The 21236-nt window shown below is 46.5% G+C and carries 14 protein-coding genes; 13 read left to right on the forward strand and 1 reads right to left on the reverse strand.

Annotated features, from left to right (window positions below):
* Positions 1-547 precede the first annotated feature (547 nt).
* From MKZ15_RS10770 to MKZ15_RS10785, 4 genes are all read left to right on the forward strand, one after another.
* The gene (locus tag MKZ15_RS10770) at positions 548-3694 is read left to right on the forward strand and encodes an Ig-like domain-containing protein (RefSeq protein ID WP_339821891.1); all 3147 of its coding nucleotides are present in this window, start codon (positions 548-550) and stop codon (positions 3692-3694) included.
* A gap of 49 nt (positions 3695-3743) precedes the next feature.
* Positions 3744-9164 (forward strand): RHS repeat-associated core domain-containing protein, encoded by a 5421-nt coding sequence (locus MKZ15_RS10775; protein ID WP_339821894.1) that lies wholly within the window; start codon positions 3744-3746, stop codon positions 9162-9164.
* Positions 9165-9180: 16 nt separating this feature from the next.
* Entirely contained in the window at positions 9181-9606 is a 426-nt protein-coding gene (locus MKZ15_RS10780; protein WP_339821896.1) for a hypothetical protein, read from the forward strand.
* A 468-nt stretch (positions 9607-10074) separates the two neighbouring features.
* Positions 10075-10935, forward strand: a complete 861-nt coding sequence (locus MKZ15_RS10785) for a replication initiation factor family protein (RefSeq protein WP_339821899.1) — start codon at positions 10075-10077, stop codon at positions 10933-10935.
* Here MKZ15_RS10785 and MKZ15_RS10790 read toward each other — a convergent pair.
* Complete coding sequence (locus MKZ15_RS10790) at positions 10898-11104, reverse strand: helix-turn-helix transcriptional regulator (RefSeq protein WP_253440783.1); 207 nt, start codon at positions 11102-11104, stop codon at positions 10898-10900. The two genes, MKZ15_RS10785 and MKZ15_RS10790, sit on opposite strands and share 38 nt — an antisense overlap.
* Before the next feature lie 164 nt (positions 11105-11268).
* Between MKZ15_RS10790 and MKZ15_RS10795 the strand changes: the two genes are divergently transcribed.
* From MKZ15_RS10795 to MKZ15_RS10835, 9 genes are all read left to right on the forward strand, one after another.
* Positions 11269-12045, forward strand: a complete 777-nt coding sequence (locus tag MKZ15_RS10795) for a recombinase family protein (protein ID WP_339821902.1) — start codon at positions 11269-11271, stop codon at positions 12043-12045.
* A gap of 124 nt (positions 12046-12169) precedes the next feature.
* The gene (locus MKZ15_RS10800) at positions 12170-13411 is read left to right on the forward strand and encodes an IS110 family transposase (protein ID WP_339821905.1); all 1242 of its coding nucleotides are present in this window, start codon (positions 12170-12172) and stop codon (positions 13409-13411) included.
* Positions 13412-13756: 345 nt separating this feature from the next.
* Entirely contained in the window at positions 13757-14068 is a 312-nt protein-coding gene (locus MKZ15_RS10805) for a DNA-binding protein (RefSeq protein WP_339821908.1), read from the forward strand.
* A 471-nt stretch (positions 14069-14539) separates the two neighbouring features.
* Entirely contained in the window at positions 14540-14926 is a 387-nt protein-coding gene (locus tag MKZ15_RS10810) for a hypothetical protein (protein WP_339821911.1), read from the forward strand.
* 116 nt (positions 14927-15042) lie between these two features.
* Positions 15043-16065, forward strand: a complete 1023-nt coding sequence (locus MKZ15_RS10815) for a TIR domain-containing protein (protein ID WP_339821913.1) — start codon at positions 15043-15045, stop codon at positions 16063-16065.
* 382 nt (positions 16066-16447) lie between these two features.
* Positions 16448-17380, forward strand: coding sequence for a Gfo/Idh/MocA family oxidoreductase (locus MKZ15_RS10820; RefSeq protein ID WP_339821915.1), 933 nt, complete (start codon positions 16448-16450; stop codon positions 17378-17380).
* 88 nt (positions 17381-17468) lie between these two features.
* Positions 17469-18398, forward strand: a complete 930-nt coding sequence (locus MKZ15_RS10825; RefSeq protein ID WP_339821918.1) for a hypothetical protein — start codon at positions 17469-17471, stop codon at positions 18396-18398.
* A gap of 105 nt (positions 18399-18503) precedes the next feature.
* Positions 18504-20210 carry an alpha-glucosidase gene (locus MKZ15_RS10830; RefSeq protein WP_339821921.1) on the forward strand — a complete coding sequence of 569 codons (1707 nt, stop codon included), beginning with the start codon at positions 18504-18506 and terminating at the stop codon, positions 20208-20210.
* A gap of 83 nt (positions 20211-20293) precedes the next feature.
* Complete coding sequence (locus MKZ15_RS10835; protein WP_339821924.1) at positions 20294-21235, forward strand: haloacid dehalogenase-like hydrolase; 942 nt, start codon at positions 20294-20296, stop codon at positions 21233-21235.
* Position 21236 lies beyond the last annotated feature (1 nt).

The following is a 21236-nucleotide window of genomic DNA, read 5'->3' on the forward strand; positions in this document are numbered from 1 at the left end:
AACTGGTCGGGGGCGCCCGCCAAACGTTCACCCAGCGCAGTGCGGAAGCGCATGACAAGCCGCACTGCTCAATTTCCTATTTGGGGTCTTGCTATTGCTGATGAGCTTTTTAGCGGGGGGCTGGGAATTGTCTATGTGTATATTTGCTGGCGAGTGGATTCATCTCGGCTATGATCGGTGTTCTATATCGGCGGGTGTATAGAGGAGTAGAAAGCACAGATTGTGATCCAGGGACAAATAGCTTTCAGGATAACAATTATGAATTGAGAAACTAGATTGGATTGGTGCATCCTCTCGAGGAGACTCGAAGGATGTCTTTATTTATTTCTTTATTAATCATTAATGATTTCAACATAAATCGACTATAAATAACAGAATATAACTCTATCGTTAATAACAGGATGACCTTATACTTAGTATATCGAAAGGCAGTAGAAACGACAAATATATTTTAATAATCTCTCCTATCCTCAAAATCCTCCACAAGTTACCATTTAACTCACTTTGTACTCCTTGTCCTAGCGATAATTGAATATATGTAAAGGGGATGAAATTATTGTTTGTGAAATGTTTCAGAGTCCTTCCGATCTTTCTAACCCTATTGTTACTTCTTTGTTCTCTCCCGGTTTTTGCAGAGACTTATCAGTATGATGAAGCAAATCGACTTACCAGGTTAATTTATGATGATCAAAATCAAATTCAGTATACCTACGACAAATCTGGAAATCGGATAACCGCCAAATTAATAGGTAATGGAAATAAACTAAGAAACCCAGGATTTGAACGTTATAGCGGAAGTAGCGAGGTAGCAGAGAGTTGGTCAGTTAGAGTAGATGATGGCGTCCATGCCACCTTTGAGGGTGCAAATCAGCCAGTAAAGTCGGGCTTATATTCACAAAAGTTAAATGTGTCCGGTTTAATTAACGAGAAGGCAGCAGCAATATCCCAGGAAATATCGCTTACCCCATCTCATAAATATGAATTTATGGGATATTTACACGTGGATTCTATAGTTAATGCTCATGCATCCATTAATATTGAATTTTATGACCAAAACAATATTTTCATTTCTAGCAAGGAAATTGAACAAACATCAACAACAGAGACATTCATAGCTTTGGATGATCATGGATTTGTTCCTGCTAATGCACATAAGGGTGTTATTTATATAGCTATTAAAGGTACCGGTCAAGACGGGGCGGGGACTATCTATGTGGATGATCTGTTATTTAAAACAAGCGCTGCCCAGCTTCAAGTGGTAGAGACAAATCCTATGGACTCAGAACAGGATGTAGATCCGCAACTGCCGCTATCAATAAAATTCAACAAGATTGTAAAGGCTGAAAGATTGTCTAGAGCAATCGAACTAAAGCGTGGAGAGGAAATCATTAAAGCGACATTACAAATTGAACAGCAGGTTTTGATGATTATACCAACAGTTCCTCTGCCTGGAGGAAGCACGTTTACGTTATTTATACCCAAAGGTGCTTTTAGTGCAGAAGGGGAGCTACTTCCTAATAATGTTAACTTAATCTTTACCACACGAGATACTACGAATTTACTACGTAATGGCGGATTCGAACAGTACACAATGGGCGAGGGAGTCGGTGATTCATGGAGTACGCGATGGAGCGAAGGCGTACAGGCGGACTTCGAGATCGTGGATACCCCGGTCCAATCCGGGTCAAAAGCTCAGAAAATCAGTGTTTCAAGACTCGCTGAAGGGCAGACTGCAGGGTTGTATCAAGCAATGGCTGTTGGGGCGAACAAAAGCTATGAATTGCAGGGCTACCTTCGCATAGACGAATTGAGTGGGGCAACTGTTGTATTTTATGTCGATTTTTATGATGAAGCGGGAGAATATATTAACGGTATGTTCTTGGAACAGTCAGCAGTTACGAACGAGTATGTGAATCTCCGTGGTGAAGGTGTAGTACCGGCGAATGCCGTTCAAGCAGCCGTCTATGTAGCTGTCGGAGGAACTGGCGATGACGGGACAGGAACGGTATACATGGACAACTTGTTCTTTAAGACAAGCGATACACAGCTAGAAGTTTCAGGCGCAACACCAACAGAAGGTGAACAGGAAGTAGATCCTCAGCAGCCTATTACGGTAACATTCAATAAACCTGTAATAGCAGGAACGGAGTATTCGGCAATCACTTTAAAGCGTGGAGAAGAATTAATAGAAACGACAATGCAAATGGAACAACAGGTTTTGACGGTTACCCCCACAATTTCACTGGCCGAAGGAAGCACGTTTATATTAACAATCCCCAAGGATGCAGTGCAAGATTCGGAAGGAAACGGACTCTCCAGTGCTGTAACCTTATCTTTTAGTACACGGCAGGATGACGCGAATTTGCTTCGAAACGGCGGATTCGAACAGTACACGGGAAATGAGGGGGTTGGAGACTTCTGGAGTACGCGATGGAGCGAGGGCGTCCAGGCAAACTTTGAAATCGTGAATGACCCGGTCCAATTCGGGACAAATGCCCAGAAAATAAGCGTTACAGGGCTAAGCGAAGGGATGACAGCGGCACTGTATCAGTCGTTGCCTGTAGGTGCGAACGAAAACTATGAGTTGCAGGGATTTCTTCGCGTAGACGAATTGACCGAAGCTATCGTCATTTTCTATGTTGACTTCTATGATGAAGCTGGGGAATATATCACCGGCAAATTTTTGGAACAGGAAACTGTGACGGATGGGTATGTCTACCTCCAAGGAGTAGGTACCGTACCAGCGGATGCCAGAAGTGCGGCTGTATATGTCATGGTTGAGGGGACCGGGGAAACCGGGACAGGAACGGTATATGTCGATGATCTGTTCTTTAAGACAAGCACGGCGCAACTTCAAATGCTGGGGACAAATCCGACAGAAGGGGAACAGGAAGTAGATCCGCAACAACCAATCACGGTAACGTTCAATAAGCCTGTAACGGCAGGAACGGAGTATTCGGCAATCACCTTAAAGCGTGGAGAAGAAATCGTAGAAACGACAATGCAAATCGAACAACAGGTTTTGACGGTTGCCCCCACAATTTCACTGAACGAAGGAAGCATGTTTGTATTAACAATCCCAAAGGATTCGGTGCAAGATTCGGAAGGGAACGGACTTTCCAATGCTGTAACCTTAACTTTTAGTACACGGCAGAACAGTGCGAATTTGCTTCGCAACGGCGGATTCGAACAGTACACAGGGGGCGACGGAGTCGGTGATTCATGGAGTGCGCAATGGAGCGAAGGAGCACGAGCAGACTTCGAGATCGTGGATACCCCGGTCCAATCCGGGACAAAAGCTCAGAAAATCAGTGTTGCAGGACTCGCTGAAGGGCAGACTGCAGGGCTGTATCAAACATTGGCTGTAGGAGCGAACAAAAGCTATGAACTGCAGGGCTACCTTCGTATAGACGAATTGAGCGGGACAACTGTTGTATTTTATGTCGATTTCTATGACGAAGCGGGAGAATATATCGCCGGCAAGTTCTTGGAACAGCCATCGGTTACGAACGACTATATCCAACTTAATGAAGTAGGAATAGTACCGGAAAATGCTGTGAGTGCAGCGGTATACATTATGGTAAGTGGTATCGCTATGGACGGAAACGCAAGGCTTTATGTGGACGATATTCTGTTCAAGACAAATGAATCGACACTATCAATCACTCAAAAGTACTTAACAATTAATCATTGATGAATAAAGAATTGTGTGCAAATTGCCTTGATACGATAGGAGGTTTTTTATGATATTTTTTAGAACGAAGAGAGTTATTTCGGGGATATTGGTCACTGTGTTGCTCATATCCATCTTTCCGGAAGCTGTTCATTCCGAGCCAGTAAATCAGTACATTACTGACGAACAACTAATATTACCCCCAGGTATCTATGAAGATCGGCGTGAAGAGAATGAAAAGGCCTTGCTTGAAGCGGAGGAAAACGAATGGATCAATAACCAACTCCAAATACAACTGGAAAATGAAAAACGGAGTATGGAAGCAACACTAAAGAACCAGTCCAGTAAAGAATCAAAAGCCACGAAGCTAGGAATAAAAGAAAGGGAACAACCTGATGCGACTCTCAGGGAGCTAGAAACCCGTATTGTCCGAAAAAAAGATCGAGAGATGCAGTCTGCATTAACGGTTTTCAACGAGGAAACGGCCGCCCGAAATTTGCTTACCATGGCTCAAGAATGGAATGTAGGATCTGACCAGATTCAGAAGATGCTTGACGAAGGCTATACGCTTGAGGAAGTTGAAGGGGTCATCCGTCGATCCAAGTCTGAGAATATTCCTTTCGAACAAGCAGCAATCGAGGCAAAGAAGAGAACGATCCTCAATAAATCAAAGGAAACAGAGAGCACAATCACTTCTGATGTTAAAGATGTTGATTTAAGAGAGAATAACGTTTTCCGTGTATTGGGATTACCGCCGCAGCCTGAAGAACCAAAGCTTGAACTGGTCAGGTTCAAAATGGACGAAGCCCCCTACCAAGTCGAGTTGGAAGCCGAGAATGTTTCAACTGCCACCGGTGCTTTATCCTATTCGGAAACGGACTTGATTCTGCCTGGTCGTAACGGTAACAGCTTTGCCTTAAACCGAACCTATGATTCCAGCTCGTCCCAACTATATGAGAGTGATGTTACTTATAATAGTGTAGACTACTACGACTATTGGGCGCTCGTATACTATGACGTGCCCGTTACCCGTACAGAGTATTATCTATCCTATAGCTATCATGTTTATAAAAATAAGTTTGTATGTAGTACCGGCCAATTTTTGTTAACAGAGGCGGAGTGGTGGGAGGGGCCTTTTAACAGTACTTATTCCACACAGGCAGAGAGGGACCGCGCCTATAATGCTTTGGGAACTAAAACCGCGACAGAGGACATGTGTAAGCAATATGACAGAAAGTACGTACAGACTTCCTATTTGAGCGCAACAACTTCTTCCGGAACAGTATTAATAGGTTATGATTCTTACTACGACTATTTCGGTCCCTATACAACGTATAGTCAAGCATTAAATGTAGCCAACTCATATCCGGTTGGCTCAATGTATAGGGGCGGTACGGTCTCGGGCACGGGGACAGACTATGATTACCTGGGTTCAAGCGGTTACTATTTGAACCGCCTTAAGGACCCCGTAGAAGATAAACGGTTCCCGATCGGTAAGGGCTGGAGTTGGAACATTCCCTACCTAACTTTTGACAATGGGACTTTTGTACACCTTGCAAGTGGCGGTACTTACAAGATAGAGAACGGTAATCTAAAGGATTATCCCTGGAAAGACTTAAGCTTCAAGTCAGATACATCGCTTATCGTTAGTGGATTACGCTCGGCCTATCGCTTGGACTCGATCAGCGGAGTCAAGCAATATTTCGATGCTGAAGGGAAAGTTATCCAAATATCCGACGCCTATGGCAACCCGGTACAATTCTTCTATACGAACATAAGTGCATACGGTAACGTGTTGACATCGATAATCGATGCAATTGGTAATAAGATCTCTATAACTTACTCAACATCACAAGTAATACTGACGATGGGTGATCGTCAAGTGGTTTACAATAAAGCAACGAAAAATAATAAGGAAGTATTGACTCAAATCATTGACCCCATCGGGAGAGTAACTACTTATGATTATCAAATCAGAACCGCAAAATTTGATTTAACCGGAACAACACCAATTACAGAGAATCCATATGCATTATTAACGGGGGTCACCCATCCAACAGGAGCAAAAACGGTTTACGAGTTTGAATCCAATCCAGTGAAACGTTATACAAGTACGAATTCTGTCAATGAGGCATACCGTCTGGCTTCCCGCAGAGAAATCATAACGTTTTCGGATAATACCACTCATAACATTAACCAGGCATCTTTTGTATATCCGACTGACATTGGGAGCACGGCGAACACGGACTCTTATTTTTCGACGAAAGTTTTTATGAACCAATTAGAGACGGTATACAACTACAAAAAAGATTTCATTAACGACCAAACCGCTCCAATGATATACAATACCCGACTTGAAAGCTCGGACTTAATTACCAGGAAAGTTACGGATCAAGTATTCGATGAAGCGAGAAAGATTCCATATCCGATTTCAACGACATCCTACTATACATCCAATGCAGGACAATCCGAACGAATAACCAGTTCTGTCACATACGATGATTACGGGAATATTTTGAGCGAAACGGACCCTTATAATAATACGGTTAGATATACGTATGATCCAGTTACTAAACTGCGCAATTCGGAAATTTGGCCGGTTAACAGCGGGTTGCAATTATATGTAGGAATAACCAGAAACGTTCAGGGTGATGTGACCGATTATCAATTACGGAATAACAATGCATCGGGTCAATTGCTAGAAAGAGCAACCTATAATTATGACACGTACGGCAATGTTATACTATCCAAAGACTACGATGGTAATAAAGAAGCAGTTACCACTTATGGATATAATCCGGCATTGGGTTCTGCTTTCGCAACGAGCTCTACTTCCACATATAAAGATATCGACGGAACAGTTCACACTGCCAGCACGAATGCGGCATACAATAAATTGACAGGAACAATGGCAAGTTTTACGGATCCCAGGGGAAACCTGACGAGTTATTTGTATGATAAGTTGGACCGAATAACGAAAATAATAAATCCGGATAATTCTTCGTTTGTCGTTGCTTATGACGATAGGGCGAACACCATCGACACCACCAGTGAAATGGGAGCGAAAACAAGAACGAAGTGGGATTCTTTAGGGCGAGTCATAGAGTCGGGCTTGTTCATTAACGGAGTGTATAATGCCAAGATTAAGTCCGGTTATGATGATTACAGCCGTAAAATATGGGAAGAGGATCCGAATGGCAACAGAGTGGCCTATTCTTATGATCGCTGGGATCGGCTCATAAGAACGACGAATGCGGACAACAGCTACAGCACTGTCTCTTTTGACGATATTGCCAACACCGCTAGAGAGACCGACGAAGAAGGAAATGAAGTGCTTCGGGCGTATGACAAGCTTGGCAGAGTATGGGTAGAGAAGGAGAAAGAGAACGGCGTATTTGTTTCAAAACAAACCAATGCATACGATAATGCCGGCAATTTAATCCGGACACAAGATGCATTAAATAACATTACCAACTACCATTACGACGCACTCGGCCAACTAATAGGAGTTCTAACTCCTAAACAAGAGCAGTACCGTTATTTCTATGACGGCTTTGGTAATCAGACGCGAATTGAGTTTCCGGATAATCGTACAATCCAAAAAGTGTTTGATGAACGAGGCGATATAATCTCTTATACGGATGAGACCGGAAATACGAAAAAGATGTACTATGACGAAGAAGGCAATCTCTCCGTTCTGATAGACCGGATGGATCGACGTTTCACTTATTCTTACGACAGTAAGAACCGATTGCTCACTCGTGCGGGTCCGTCAGACAGCGTGAGTTACACGTATGATGCCGAAGGCAAAAGAACCCGTATGACGGATCAAACCGGTACAACAATCTATGCTTATAATCCTTATACTTCGTTGTTGGAGAAAAAGACTTATCCTGATTCGAAAAGTATTACGTTTGAGTATGATCTCAGATCCAATAGAACCAAAATCGTTACTCCATTCAACCAAGTTATTGATTACACCTATGACAATGTAAACCGCGTCTCTACAGTTAAGGCCAAAAATCAGACAAGTGCAAGCTACGAGTACTACAAAAATGACAAAATCAAGAAAGTTCTCCATGGCAATGGTTTAGCAACAGAATACACCTATGACGGATTTGATCTCGCCGGAGTCCAGCACAAAGATTCAAGCGGAACCGTTCTAAACAATTATTCCTATAGCTACGACTATAACGGGAATATGACGTCGAGAACGGATCACGAAGAGACATTCTCGTACACCTATGATCCATTAGGCCGAGTAGTGACAAGTTCGCAATTTAATGAGAGTTATGGTTACGATCCAAGGGGCAATCGCACAAGCCTCGATACCAGTGCTACGATCGACTTTCAAGATTTCACTTACGAGTACGATGAATGGAATCGCTTAACGAAAGTGACGACAGACGATAAGATTGTGATCTATAAGTACAACGGGGACGATCAACTGTATGAGCGAACCGAGAACGGCAAAACGACCCGGTACTACTGGGACGAGGATCAGCTAATCAGCGAATCGAGATTAAACGGAACCCTCTATACCTCCCCTACTACATTCGTGTATGGCAACTCACTTTTGGAGCGGGTGGATGTTTTTTCAGGTTCCCGATCGACTTATCTCCTGAATGGGCATTTCGATGTCGTCGAACTCCGGGATCAAGCCGGCAACATACAGAACAAGTACGAGTACGACATCTGGGGGAAACCGCTTTACAAGCAAGAGACGGTAAGTAATCCGTTCCGATATTCATCGGAATATTGGGATGATACGTCAAGATTGTTAAACCTGGGGCAACGGTGGTATGATCCTGTTACAGCGCGTTTTTTGCAAGAGGATACGTTTGAAGGCGACCTAAAGAATCCGCTGAGTTTGAATCTGTACACCTACGCCCACAATGACCCGCTAGCCTATAGCGACCCGACAGGGAACTTCGCCTTCCTGATTCCGCTTGCAATTTACGCAGGTAAGGTAATCGTGAAGACCGCGGTCGATGTAACGATCGACTATACAATAGCCAAATCCACTGGCACCAAACTCAACCTCGGGAAAGCTATCCTGAGCAATGGACTATCCAATGCAGTTCCTGGACTGGGCGAGGTCAAGACAGCTCGAAAAGCAGTTAAGATCGCAAAAACTGTTAATAGCGTGTCAAAGAAGGCTAAGGGGACGGGAGAAGCATACAATCGTTCTAAACATTATGGAAATACTCCGTCCAAAAAAGCTAGAGATGAAACCTTGAAGCGTGATAACTATACTTGTCAGTATTGCGGCAGTAAAGTTAAACCGGAAGCAGACCATAACCCGTCATTAAAATCCCATTACCAAAATGGTGGCAAAAACATGACGCAGGCAGAGCGACAAAAGTGGGCAAATGACCCTGCTAACTTGAAAACGGCTTGTAAAAGTTGTAATACAAGTAAGGGTGCTAAAAATTACCCTGACCAATGGACACCTGCTGACAAATATCAGGGTCGTAAGAAAGGAAAATAAATAAAGGAGGACCTCAATGGCTGAACATACAAAGAAAGCACCGCAGGATGAACTAGATGAAAATATAAAAAACTTGGTCAACGTATTAAATTCATTTGAAGCCATTCAAACCATTGGGAGTTGTGGAGGACACACCAATCCGCAACCAGGTCAATGGGAAGAAGGGACTTGGTATGTGAAATTTGATATTGAACAGTCTCTTGAAGGATGGCAAACGATTGAGTTTCTAGCGTGGGCAATTAATCATGAGTATGATGAAGATTTGACAGTCTTTTTTATGCCGAAGTCTAGTCCTCCGTGGTTAAATGCACCTACAGAGACCTTAGGTTGGGTTATTGAAGGATATAATGAGCAAGACCCCAATCAACTTGCAGATTTTTTAGATAAAGTAAAAAACGATTTTTATAAGTCGGTAACAACTATGAAACCCGAGATTAAATAACAAGATTACCTTGATTGGCTTATGCCTTTCAAGGTTTCTTTTTTTTTGGTGGGGGTGGGTGACGAGTGAATCCATCATTCAACCTATATCACAGATAACCTATGTAATACCCGTATAAAGATTTCATCATATCCGGTGTACGCACAACGAAGATTGAATAATATACCCCAAATAACGTAAAAGCGTTACACCGAATAGGTCGATTATGGACAGATACCACCATGATTGCCCTGTTTTTTGTTATCTTTGTTTTCTCACAGGTTTTTGAAATCAATCGCAACTTTGCGAATAGATACCCCGATGGATATAGTGTCGAGAGCATTGCAACCAACTCGCAGGATAGCCCGACAACTATATTGTCAGGACTGAACTGAACATTTCAAAACGGGAAGGTCATGTGTTAAAGGCTAGCCACCTGCCCTCTAATTAAGCCCGAAATTCATCAAAAAAATCGGGAGGGGGCGGCACATGAAAGGGGTCACTGTATCCATCGACCGCATTGTCATTGACTTTACAGACGTATACTGGGACTTCTTCAATGAGTTCCATAAACGAATCTGTCATTTCTATGGGGTCAAGATGACGGTAGGGGCAAGAGGTTTTCAATACCGAATCAGAATCAACACAGGAGAGCATTTCCTGCATCTCTCCTATAAGTTGGTATACGCTCCGAAAACTCGTAAGAATACATTGAGAATCGAAGCCTACCCGAAGTCGCTTGTTTACTTCCGGTCTTGGCTTGAACAAATCCGAGATTATGCCAACGAAATCCTGTTTGTGCGTTGTGATGTTGCTTTCGACATTCCTGTTCCCATCAATGACCTGTTTACAATGTCAACGAAGGGTCGCAAGCTACGACTGTTCAAAGGAACTCGTTATTACAATGGCAAACATCAGCGTCAGGAGGATGGCTATTGTCGGGTGTATGACAAGAAGCGTCAGTTGATGGAGACTGGGCGGCAGGGAATTAAGGGGGAGCAAACGAGGATGGAAATTGTATATGCACCTATGGGCAAGCTACCACTTGCTTCACTGGTTCAGTTTCCACCGCAGTTTAACAGTAAGTATCTATGTGCTGTGCTTTCAGACTTGTCCAAGTTCACCCCGAAGGTGGGGCGACTTGTTCAGGAGATTCAGCAAGGAGAACTTCTACCGCAAGATACTTCACCTTACTACCGAAAGCAAATTCAGAATCAAATGAAAATGCAGGATGTACTTGACCTGAACGAACTAGCGGCGAAGCAATGGCAGGAAGCAGTAACGCTCCCCTGTGCGATTTTGTCGGGAAAGGTTAGTCATCTTCCAGTACAAGAAGTTCGTTCAGGCTGATGTTAAGCGTTCTGCAAATCTGCTCCAATGTATCGAAGTAAGCGGCATTGACTTTATCTGAGCAAAGATGACTGACGGTACTAGAACGGATATTCATTCTACGGGCAAGTTCTCGTTGACTTATTCCTCGTTCTTCAAGAATTTCTCTAAGACGTAACCGAACTGGCATATTTACCTCCGATACGCATTACCGTTACGGGTAAGTAGTGTGTTTTCTCCATCATATCACTAGAAAATCATTGATTGCAACGGAATACCGTTCTATAATAAAGATGTGATACGGAGTACCGTTTCAATAATTGAGATTTCTGTAACGGTGGGGGAGGAATTACCATGAATGTCATCGGTTATGTCAGAGTGTCAACGAGTGGACAAGCCAAAGATGGCTACAGTTTAGCGTACCAACAGGATGAAATCCGCTCCTATTGTCAGGAGCAAGGATGGAATCTGATGAACTTATACAGCGATGAAGGTATCAGTGGGGCGAAGGTTAACGAAGATGCTCTTGAAGTGGATAGAATCGGCTTTCAGAGCATGTTAGCCACCCTGTCTACCCAACCCATTGATGCAGTTGTCGTCCTCAACACAAGCCGTTTATGGCGGTCTGACATTGTGAAAGTGTTGGTGCATCGAGAATTCAAGAAGCATGGGGTGGACGTTCGGAGCATCGAACAGCCGACCTACAGTATTTACAAGAAAGACCCGAATGATTTCCTGGTTAACGGTTTAATGGAACTGCTTGACCAGTATCAACGGCTCGAAATCGCCCTTAAGCTAGGCAGAGGGCGTTACAAGAAAGCGGAGCAGGGCGGCTATGCCGGAGGGAGAGCCACCTTCGGCTACAAGGCAAAGAATGGTCAGAAGTACATCCAAGTAGACGAGAAGCAAGCCCGAACCGTCCGCAAAGTATTTCAGCTAAAGGAAGAACATCCGGCATGGTCATTGACCCAAATTGCCGAAGCTATGAATGAAGAAGGCTTTACTACTGGGCAAGGCAGACTGTTTACTAAAGTGCAAATCAAACGAATCTTGGACAAACGTGATTTTTATAGCGGTACATACCGCTATGGAAATATAGAAGCCCATGGCTTACATGAAGCCATTCTGTGACAAGTATTGATTGGAGAGGCTTGCGTCCCGATGCGAACCATAAGGTTAACGCTTGAACTGAGGTTGCCCCCATTCTTTACCCATCACGCCAACTAACAATTCGTACATAGGGGTGATTTCTTTTATGCATTACAAAATGCGTCATGTTTACGTTGGTTTAGACCTGCATAAAGCCCATCATACAGCGGTCATTATCGACTGTTGGAATACGAAACTGGGCGAAGTCCAAATCGAGAATAAGCCATCAGCATTTGAGGACTTGATGAAGTTCGTCAAGAAGCATACGCCAAAAGAAATGACCCCTGTCTATAGATTAGAGGATACGGGCGGCAATGGCAGAGCCTTAGCCGTTCACCTTGTCGAGAAGAAGCAAATCGTTAAGGAAGTTAATTCTGCTCTGTCCTATAACGAACGCAAAAGTTATGCTACGACCCAAAAGAGTGATAGTTGGGATGCTTACTGCATCGCCAAGGTATTGCTTGCAAGGCTCGATGAACTGCCGGATGCAAATCCACAGGATATGTATTGGACAATCGGGCAACTGGTGGCAAGGCGGAACGCTATTGTCAAACATGCCGCTACGCTCAAGAACCAATTACATCAGCAGTTAAGCTATCATTATCCTTCCTACAAGAAGTTCTTCTGTGACATTGACGGTAAAGCGGCTCTAGCCTTTTGGGAGAAGTACCCTGCTCCGCATCACTTGGAATCGGTGGGAGCGGAGGAACTAGCGATTTATCTCCGCAAAGCAAGCCGAAATGCCTGCTCTACTCGTAAAGCAGAGGAAATCTTGGAACTGGTGAAGAAAGACGGAGAGACAAAGCGGAACTACCAAGCGTCAAGAGACTTCCTTGTCGTGAACATGGTTCAGGACATGAAGCGAAGTCGAGAACTAATTAAAGAGACGGAAGAACAGCTTCATCAGGTGTTGGCTGAAACCGACTTTAAGTTGCAGTCTATGGATGGAATCAGTACCGTTACAGCGGCGGAACTGGTCGCTGAAATTGGAGACATTCGCCGCTTCTCCAACGCTGATAAGCTAGCCCGTTTCGCAGGAATCGCTCCTGTCCGCTTTAGTTCGGGCGGCAAGGGCAAAGACCAAGCAAGCGGACAAGGCAATCGAGTGCTGAACGCTATATTCCATAACCTAGCCGTTCAACAAATCCAAGTCGCTAAAGGTGAAAACAAAAAGCAACGGAATCCTGTCTTCTACGAGTTCTACCAACGGAAGCTAGCCGAAGGCAAGACGAAGAAGCAAGCCCTGATATGCGTCATGAGAAGGCTCGTAAACATCATCTACAGCATGATGAAAAACAAGACAGAGTATCGGGCGGCGGCAACTCTAACAGAGCGTCAGGCAAGCTGATATAATGGTGGTAATTGGAAGAATCAGTTGCCACCTTCTTTATTCCCAAGTTTAAGATTACAACTTAGGGGACGGGAAATGCTGCTCATAGTGCTGCCCAATACGACAAATTGAAAACACACTATAAGCAGGCAGAAAAGTATGGGAAAGCATCTGTAAAAGAGTTGCCTGACGGTCGAACTAGGAATTATGGGGAAGTAACACCTGCAACAAAACAAGGCGAAATGGCAGGAAGGCGAGTAGTTAGGGAGTGGAATCCGTCAAATGGAAATAAGAGAACATGGCATGAAACAGTTGACCATTCAAGTAATATAAGACAAGTCCGTCCGGATACAAAAGTGACGAATGGAAAAAAAGTTCATTATCAATTTGATAGTAAGGGGAAATACACTGGAAAATGGTGATGTTATGAACCTGCCTTCTATTCAAGATTTGCTAACTAAATTACAACTTGTTTTGATTAACGAACTTCAAAGAGAAGAGGTTGCTGACTATGCAGCTCAGTATGTAATGAATGATGATTATGAAGTGCAAGACGAGGAATTATGGGAATTATTAAATATTGTATCCGGTATAGATTTGAAAGATTCACCTGATGAATACCTACATGATGAGAGAGATATTAGAGACTGGATACATCGGTTTCAAAGAAAATAGGCAATGTTACTACCTTGACTGGCTTCATGCAGTCAAGGTTTCTTATTTAGTGGGGCTACCCAGTGCCGAATGAACCCACCATTCAACCAAAAACACATATAACCCATGTAATACCCGTATAGAGATTTCGTCAATGTGTTTGTACGCACGTCAACGCTTGAATTTTATAACCTAAATAACGGCACTCCGTTACATTAGACAGGTCGATTATGGTTAGATACCACCATGATTGACCTGTTTTTGTTATCTTCGTTTTCTTGCGGTTTTTCCAAATTAAGCGCAACTTTGCGAATAGATACCCCGATGGATATAGTGTCGAGAGCATCGCAACAAATTCGCAGGATAGTCCGACCACTATATTGTCAGGACTGAACTGAACATTTCACAACGGGAAGGACATGTGTTAAAGGCTAGCCACCTGCCCTCTGATTAAGCCCGAAATTCATGAAAAAAATCGGGAGGGGGCGGCACATGAAAGGGGTCACTGTAACCATCGACCGCATTGTCATTGACTTTACAGACGTATATTGGGATTTCTTCAATGAGTTCCACAAACGAATCTGTCATTTCTACGGGGTCAGGATGACGGTGGGGGAACGGGGATATCAATACAGCATCAAAATCAATACAGGGGAACATTTCCTGCATATATCCTATAAGTTGGTTTACGCTCCGAAATCCCGTAAGAATACATCGAGGATTGAAGCTTACCCGAAGTCGCTTGTTTACTTCCGGTATTGGCTTGAACAAATCCGAGAATATATCAATGAAATGTTGTTTGTGCGTTGTGATGTTGCTTTCGACATTCCTGTTCGCATCAATGACTTATACACGATGTCTACGAAAGGGCGTATGTAAACGGGAGTGGAAATTGTGATGCTCCCAAAGGGAACAGGTGCTAAATAGAGCTACTCAAAACGGATCACAGTGGTATAATTAGGAAAAGATGAATCGTTTTTCAAGGAGCTGTGGATGTGATAAAGCCAAATGTCTTCATTGGATCTTCAAGAGAAGCGATGGCGATCGCGAATGGGATCCATGCCCAAATCAACCGATACGCCCAGGTCACCCCATGGTATGCCGGCGCATTCGGAGGCAATGACTACACGATGGAGTCTCTTGAAAAACAACTCCGCAAGAATGATTTTGGAGTTTTTATTTTTGCACCGGATGACGTCGCGCTTTATCGAGGGAAATTTGTTTTTATCACCCGGGATAATACGCTTTTTGAAATGGGTTTGTTTTGGGGGAGATTGGGGCGACGGCGGGTGTTCGCGATTGTCCCTCAAGAAGTAAGAGAGAGCGAGGAGCTAATCCAAGGGGAGAACATATCGGAATATCATCTTTTATCCGACCTCCAAGGCTTGACCTTACTGAATTACGAGGTGCGAACGGACGGAAATGAGGAGGCGGCTGTTTCTGTAGCCTGCCAATTCCTCATGAAAGCCATTCAAGCTGAAGGATGTTACCAAGACCCGCGCGATGACATTGCGATAATGGAATTGGAACTGGAACGCAAACGCCGGATCCTGCATCTCTTCTGGACTTATAACAAGAATCTATCCATCCCCAACGAGGAGGAGCGTTATAACGCTTTGAGTGAGGCTATCCGGACGTCCATCCTTCCTCCTCCGGATTATCTGGTTACCGGCGCAGCTCTCTGGAAGGCACAGGGGGATGACGGAATTGGGCAAGTTGGCGGAAACGTCGGAAAAGGCCGGTTTTATACCTTTCACGAAAACCAAGCACTTGTGGAGTCCGGCCATCAGCCGATTTATGTGGTAGATGCGTATTTAACCTCAAAATGGGCTTTCTTTAGCCGACTTGAAGTTGAACAGGTATACATCCTATGCTATCCTTTAGGTAAAGAACATGTTCTCTCGGTTCATTTTTCCGGTAGGCATCACTTGACCGAACACCAATTAGGCATCATCGTAAATCATAATAATGAACTCTTGCGAACCATTCATTATATCCTTGGAGGGGATTCGGTATGAAGCGTGATAACATGAAACTCAGACAAGGATCGAACTCGGTGTCCAAAGCTTCGAAACGTCAGTCCCCATCGCTGTTGGAGGCTAAGAGCACGAAGGGACAGGGTAGGCGAGATGTGATTTCAAGTCGCAATAAAGGCATTCTTTATATTGGTCCTTCCGTTGAAGGTGGAGATAAGGAATATGTAAAGGTCCTCACGGGAGACGTGGATCTGAGAAGACCTTCCTTCGTTTAATATTGGAGTACCTACAAGCCCCCATGAGGTTCATGGGGGTTCACTTTTTTTCTGCAGCAAATTTACATCCTCTTTTTCCTGTGCCAGAATGGTAGGGAACGATTACCACCTAACGAATTCACGAAATGTACCTTCAGGAGGCTAAACGGATGCGCATCGGAATGATTGGACTCGGCGATATCGCGCAAAAAGCGTATTTGCCGGTCATTACGGCGAGGGAGGATATCGACCTCATCTTTAGTACACGAAATCCAGAGACAAGGTCCAAGTTGGCGGCAAAATACCGCGTCCCGGAAACGTCGGGCAGCGTGGATGACTTGGTGAAATCCGGCGTAGATGCGGCGTTTGTCCACTCGGCGACGGAGTCTCATCCGGCCATTGTGGAGCAGCTGATTGAGAACGGAATCCACGTTTACGTGGATAAGCCGATCGCTTATCAGTTCGAGGAGTCCAAGCGGCTCAGTGATCTGGCTGAACGGAAAGGCGTACTGCTCATGACGGGATTTAACCGTCGGTTTGCCCCGATGAATGCAGCTTTAAAGGAACAGCCGGATCGTCGGTTGGTGCTGCTGCAGAAGAACCGTACTCCTTCAGCGGACTACGCCCGCCGCTTCGTGTTGGATGATTATATTCATGTAGTGGATACCCTGCGGTTCTTGGCCCCGGGAGAAGTTCATAACTTCCATGTCTCAACTCGGGTTCAAGATGGGAAGCTGTATCATGTCACACTCCAACTGGAAGGTGAAGGCTTCACCTGTATCGGAATCATGAATCGCGACTCGGGGACCAACGATGAAATCCTCGAGGCGATGAGCCCCGGCCAGAAGTGGCGGGTGGACGGGCTGAATACCACCGAGCATTTTGCCGGCGGCGAAGCTAAACGATCGACCTTCAAGGACTGGGATCCGGTGTTGTATCGGCGAGGGTTCGTGCAAATCATCGATCATTTTATCAGCTGCGTTCGCGAAGGTAAGGTTCCGGCCATCTCGTTGCAGGACTCGCTGGAAACCCATCGGCTGTGCGAGGAAATCGTGAAGAGCGCGGAGGCGAACGGCGCGTTGGCTTGGAATCAGGCGCTCTGAAACATTACCGTATCGAACAACGTAGAACATGATATCGAAACCACTTAGGCCGGATGGTTGTTTCCGGCGGTGAAGGGAGAAACCAAGCATGTTCGAGGATTTAAACGCGCGGATGGCAGAGCTCAAGGAGAAAGGCCGGAACCAGGAGAAATGGCAACGGCGCCTCAAAGATCTTCAGCAGGAGTTGTCCGGTTTGCAAGAAGAACGGAACCGATGGCAGACGAAGTTAGCCGCAGAGGAAGAGGACGTTCGCAAGCTATCGGCGATGTCGTTATCCAACTTGCTGGCTACTGTACTTGGCAACAAGGCTGAGAAGCTGGATCGGGAGCAGCGGGAAGTGCTGGAGGCGAAGGTGAGGTATGATGCCGCAGAAGCAGCGGTTCGGGATATGGAGCGTCAAATCTCCGAGATCGAGCGCAGGCTGCTAGACCTCGGTTCTTGGCGGAACGAATACGAGCGGGTTTTTCAAGCCAAGGAACGGCAAATCCTGGAGGAGAATTACGAACTGAGAGAGCTGGTCGAACGCGAAGCGGTCCTCACTGTGGAGCTCAAAGAGGTGGACGAGGCGGTACGCGCAGGCCAATCGGCCCTTCGCGACTTAAGCGCAGCAGAGGAGGATCTCCGCTCGGCGAAAAATTGGGGGACGTACGATATGCTGGGAGGCGGGATGTTGTCCACGCACATCAAGCACGGACGGATTGACGAGGCGATGAGCCATCTCCATACGGCGCGGCAAAGCCTGCAGCGTTTTGAGCGCGAGCTCAAAGACATTGGGGCCAACATTTCGACGAATCTGGAAATCGGCGGATTGTTGAAATTTTCCGACTATTTCTTTGACGATTTCTTCTCGGATTGGCTGGTACAGGGACGAATCAACGACAGCTTGGATCAAGTCCGGAACCAAACCATGGCGGTAAGTGAAGTGCAACGTGAGCTGGAAACCGCCAAACGCAAGCTAGAATCGGAACGAGCGGAAGTGCATCGCAAATACGTGCAGGCGGTGGAGCAGTACGCCTAAGGTTGTACAGTTAAGCTCAGGAACTTCAGGTTCCTGGGCTTTTTTTGTAATACAAATGCGGACGGGTGCAAATAGCTAAAGGAAAATGGAGAAAGGGCGGCGAACATGAAGCGGACTTGGTGGAAGGAAAGCGTCGTGTACCAAATCTATCCGATCAGCTTCAAGGATTCGAACGGGGACGGAGTGGGAGATCTGCGCGGCATTCTGTCCAAGCTGGATGATTTGAAGGACCTTGGGATCGACGTGGTTTGGGTGTGTCCCATCTATCAATCGCCCGGGCATGATAACGGCTATGATATTAGCGATTATTGCAAAATCGATCCCGCCTTCGGCACGATGGAGGATTTCGACGAGCTGCTAGAGGGTCTGCATGCGCGGGGAATGAAGCTGATGATGGACCTGGTGCTGAACCACACCTCGGACGAGCATCCCTGGTTTCTGGAATCACGTCAGTCCACGGACAATCCCAAGCGGGACTATTACATCTGGCGGCAGGGGAAAAACGGCGGAGCGCCAAACAACTGGGAGTCGTATTTCAGCGGCTCGGTTTGGGAGTACGACGAACGGACTGGCGAATATTACCTGCACTTGTATTCTAAACATCAACCCGATTTGAACTGGGAAAATCCAGCCGTGATCCGCGAGTTGCACGACATGATCCAGTGGTGGCTCCAAAAGGGCGTGGACGGCTTCCGGTTCGACGCCATCGCGCATATCGCCAAGGCGAAAGGGCTGCCGGACGCGCACAATCCGCAGCAGATGCCGACGGTGCGGGCTTACGAGCTCTTCTCCAACCTCGACGACGTACATACCCTCCTGCAAAACTTATATGATAACGTGCTGTATTCCTATGACATTATGACGGTAGGCGAAACATCCGGATTAGGCCCCGAGGAGGCGCTGGACTATGTGGGAGACGACCGCCGCGAGCTGAATATGACGTTCCAATTTGAGCATATGTTTCTGGATGCCGGTTCTGCCGGCAGCGGTAAATGGGACGTCGTTCCGTGGAAACTGACGGACTTGAAGGAAGTCATCACCCGCTGGCAGACGGTGCTGCACGGCCGGGGCTGGAATGCCAACTATTTAGGCAACCACGATCAACCGCGCTCGGTTTCGCGCTTCGGTAACGATTCGGAGGAATACCGAGTCCCATCGGCCAAAATGCTGGCCACCTTCCTGCATATGCTGGAAGGGACACCGTACATTTATCAGGGGGAGGAAATCGGAATGACCAACGCCGCGTTCGCCTCAATTGAGGAATATCGCGACGTGGAGACGCTTAACTTCTATGAGGAGCAACAAAGAAAGGGTGTTCCGGAAGCAGACATCTTTCGAGCGATTCACCTCAAAAGTCGCGATAACGCTCGAACCCCCATGCAATGGGATAACGGGCCGCAGGCCGGTTTTACCACCGCAGAAGCCCCCTGGATCGGTATCAACCCGAATTACGATCGGATCAACGTTGAGGAAGCACGCCGAAACCCGGACTCGATCTATCACTACTATAAAGAGCTGATTCGATTAAGAAAGCAGCATGCCGTGATCGTTTACGGCGAATATGAGCTGTTGCTTCCCGACCATCCGGAAATTTACGTGTTTACCCGTTCGTTAAACGCTAGCCGGTTGTTGGTGATTTTAAACTTTAGTGCTGATGAGCCGATATTTGAATGGCCGGAGGAGGTCATGAAACCGCGGGACATCGAACTCCTGATCTCCAATTACGCCCCGCAGGTTCATGAGGATTTACGCCACTTGCGGCTGCGTCCTTATGAGGCCAGAGTCTATTTAAAACGAATCACATCTTCGTGAAAATGGCGTAGTCTGTGGTTTCCTGGCATGCTACACTGAACACAGCATGGGTTTCATTTCATCGTTGAATGGAGGGGTAGAGTTTGAAACGGATATTGGACTGCCGGGCATCGGATTTCCGGCGAATGGATCGCAAAGCCTTAAAGGGAGCGATGTTGGCGGCGGAAGGACGTACCGTGATCGCGGAGACGGTGGTCACGTCGCAGCCGCTGTTGCCGGAGCTAACCAACGCAGAACTCGCGAAGGCTTTCGGTGCGGATATGATCTTGTTGAACGTCTTTGACGTGTTTCAGCCGCAGGTTCGCGGCATCGAGGCTAGGGATTTGTTTGCGCCGGAAGTCGGCGGCGGGGAACAGAAGCCAGAGGCGCGAAATCCGATCGCCGAACTAAAGCGGTTGACGGGGCTGCCGATCGGTATCAATCTGGAGCCGGTTGATGACTCTGCCGAAGCGGTCGAGTCACTGAACCAGCTGCCCGAAGGACGGCGGGCAACGGCACGGAGCTTAGCGGAAGCCAAGCGGCTGGGCTGCGATTTCGTCTGCCTGACGGGCAACCCGAAAACCGGCGTGACCCACGAACGCATCCAGCAGGCGATCACTTTGGCCAAACGGGAATTCGGCGGTTTGATTCTGGCAGGCAAAATGCACGGGGCTGGCACCCGCGGCAGCGTCCTTGATCGGGAGGCGGCGATCGGGTTCGCCGAAACCGGCGCGGACGTCGTCCTGCTGCCTGCCCCGGGCACGGTTCCCGGCGTGCGGGAGGAAGATCTGGCTCAGATCATCGCAGAGGTCAAGGCGAGGGGTGCCCTGGCCTTAGCGGCGATCGGCACGAGCCAGGAAGGCGCAGACGAAGCAACGGTTCGGGAGATTGCGCTCAGCGCTAAACGGGCGGGGGCGGACGTATTCCATATCGGAGACGGCGGTTTCGCCGGGATGGCCGTCCCGGAGAACATTCAAGCGTTATCGATCGCGATCCGCGGGCGGCGGCACACCTATGTGCGTATGGCTGCTTCGCCGTTGAGGTAAC

The organism is Paenibacillus sp. FSL R7-0216, assembly GCF_037969915.1.
GTDB classification, from domain to species: Bacteria; Bacillota; Bacilli; order Paenibacillales; family Paenibacillaceae; genus Fontibacillus; species Fontibacillus rhizolycopersici.

Excerpts from the sequence above, each read along its gene's own strand:
- MKZ15_RS10795 (WP_339821902.1), top strand. The coding sequence starts at position 11,269 with ATGAATGTCATCGGTTATGTCAGAGTGTCAACGAGTGGACAAGCCAAA.
- MKZ15_RS10775 (WP_339821894.1), top strand. The coding sequence starts at position 3,744 with ATGATATTTTTTAGAACGAAGAGAGTTATTTCGGGGATATTGGTCACT.
- MKZ15_RS10825 (WP_339821918.1), top strand. The coding sequence starts at position 17,469 with ATGTTCGAGGATTTAAACGCGCGGATGGCAGAGCTCAAGGAGAAAGGC.
- MKZ15_RS10820 (WP_339821915.1), top strand. The coding sequence starts at position 16,448 with ATGCGCATCGGAATGATTGGACTCGGCGATATCGCGCAAAAAGCGTAT.
- MKZ15_RS10800 (WP_339821905.1), top strand. The coding sequence starts at position 12,170 with ATGCATTACAAAATGCGTCATGTTTACGTTGGTTTAGACCTGCATAAA.
- MKZ15_RS10780 (WP_339821896.1), top strand. The coding sequence starts at position 9,181 with ATGGCTGAACATACAAAGAAAGCACCGCAGGATGAACTAGATGAAAAT.
- MKZ15_RS10805 (WP_339821908.1), top strand. The coding sequence starts at position 13,757 with ATGGAAAAAAAGTTCATTATCAATTTGATAGTAAGGGGAAATACACTG.
- MKZ15_RS10830 (WP_339821921.1), top strand. The coding sequence starts at position 18,504 with ATGAAGCGGACTTGGTGGAAGGAAAGCGTCGTGTACCAAATCTATCCG.
- MKZ15_RS10770 (WP_339821891.1), top strand. The coding sequence starts at position 548 with ATGAAATTATTGTTTGTGAAATGTTTCAGAGTCCTTCCGATCTTTCTA.
- MKZ15_RS10785 (WP_339821899.1), top strand. The coding sequence starts at position 10,075 with ATGAAAGGGGTCACTGTATCCATCGACCGCATTGTCATTGACTTTACA.
- MKZ15_RS10790 (WP_253440783.1), bottom strand. The coding sequence starts at position 11,104 with ATGCCAGTTCGGTTACGTCTTAGAGAAATTCTTGAAGAACGAGGAATA.
- MKZ15_RS10810 (WP_339821911.1), top strand. The coding sequence starts at position 14,540 with ATGAAAGGGGTCACTGTAACCATCGACCGCATTGTCATTGACTTTACA.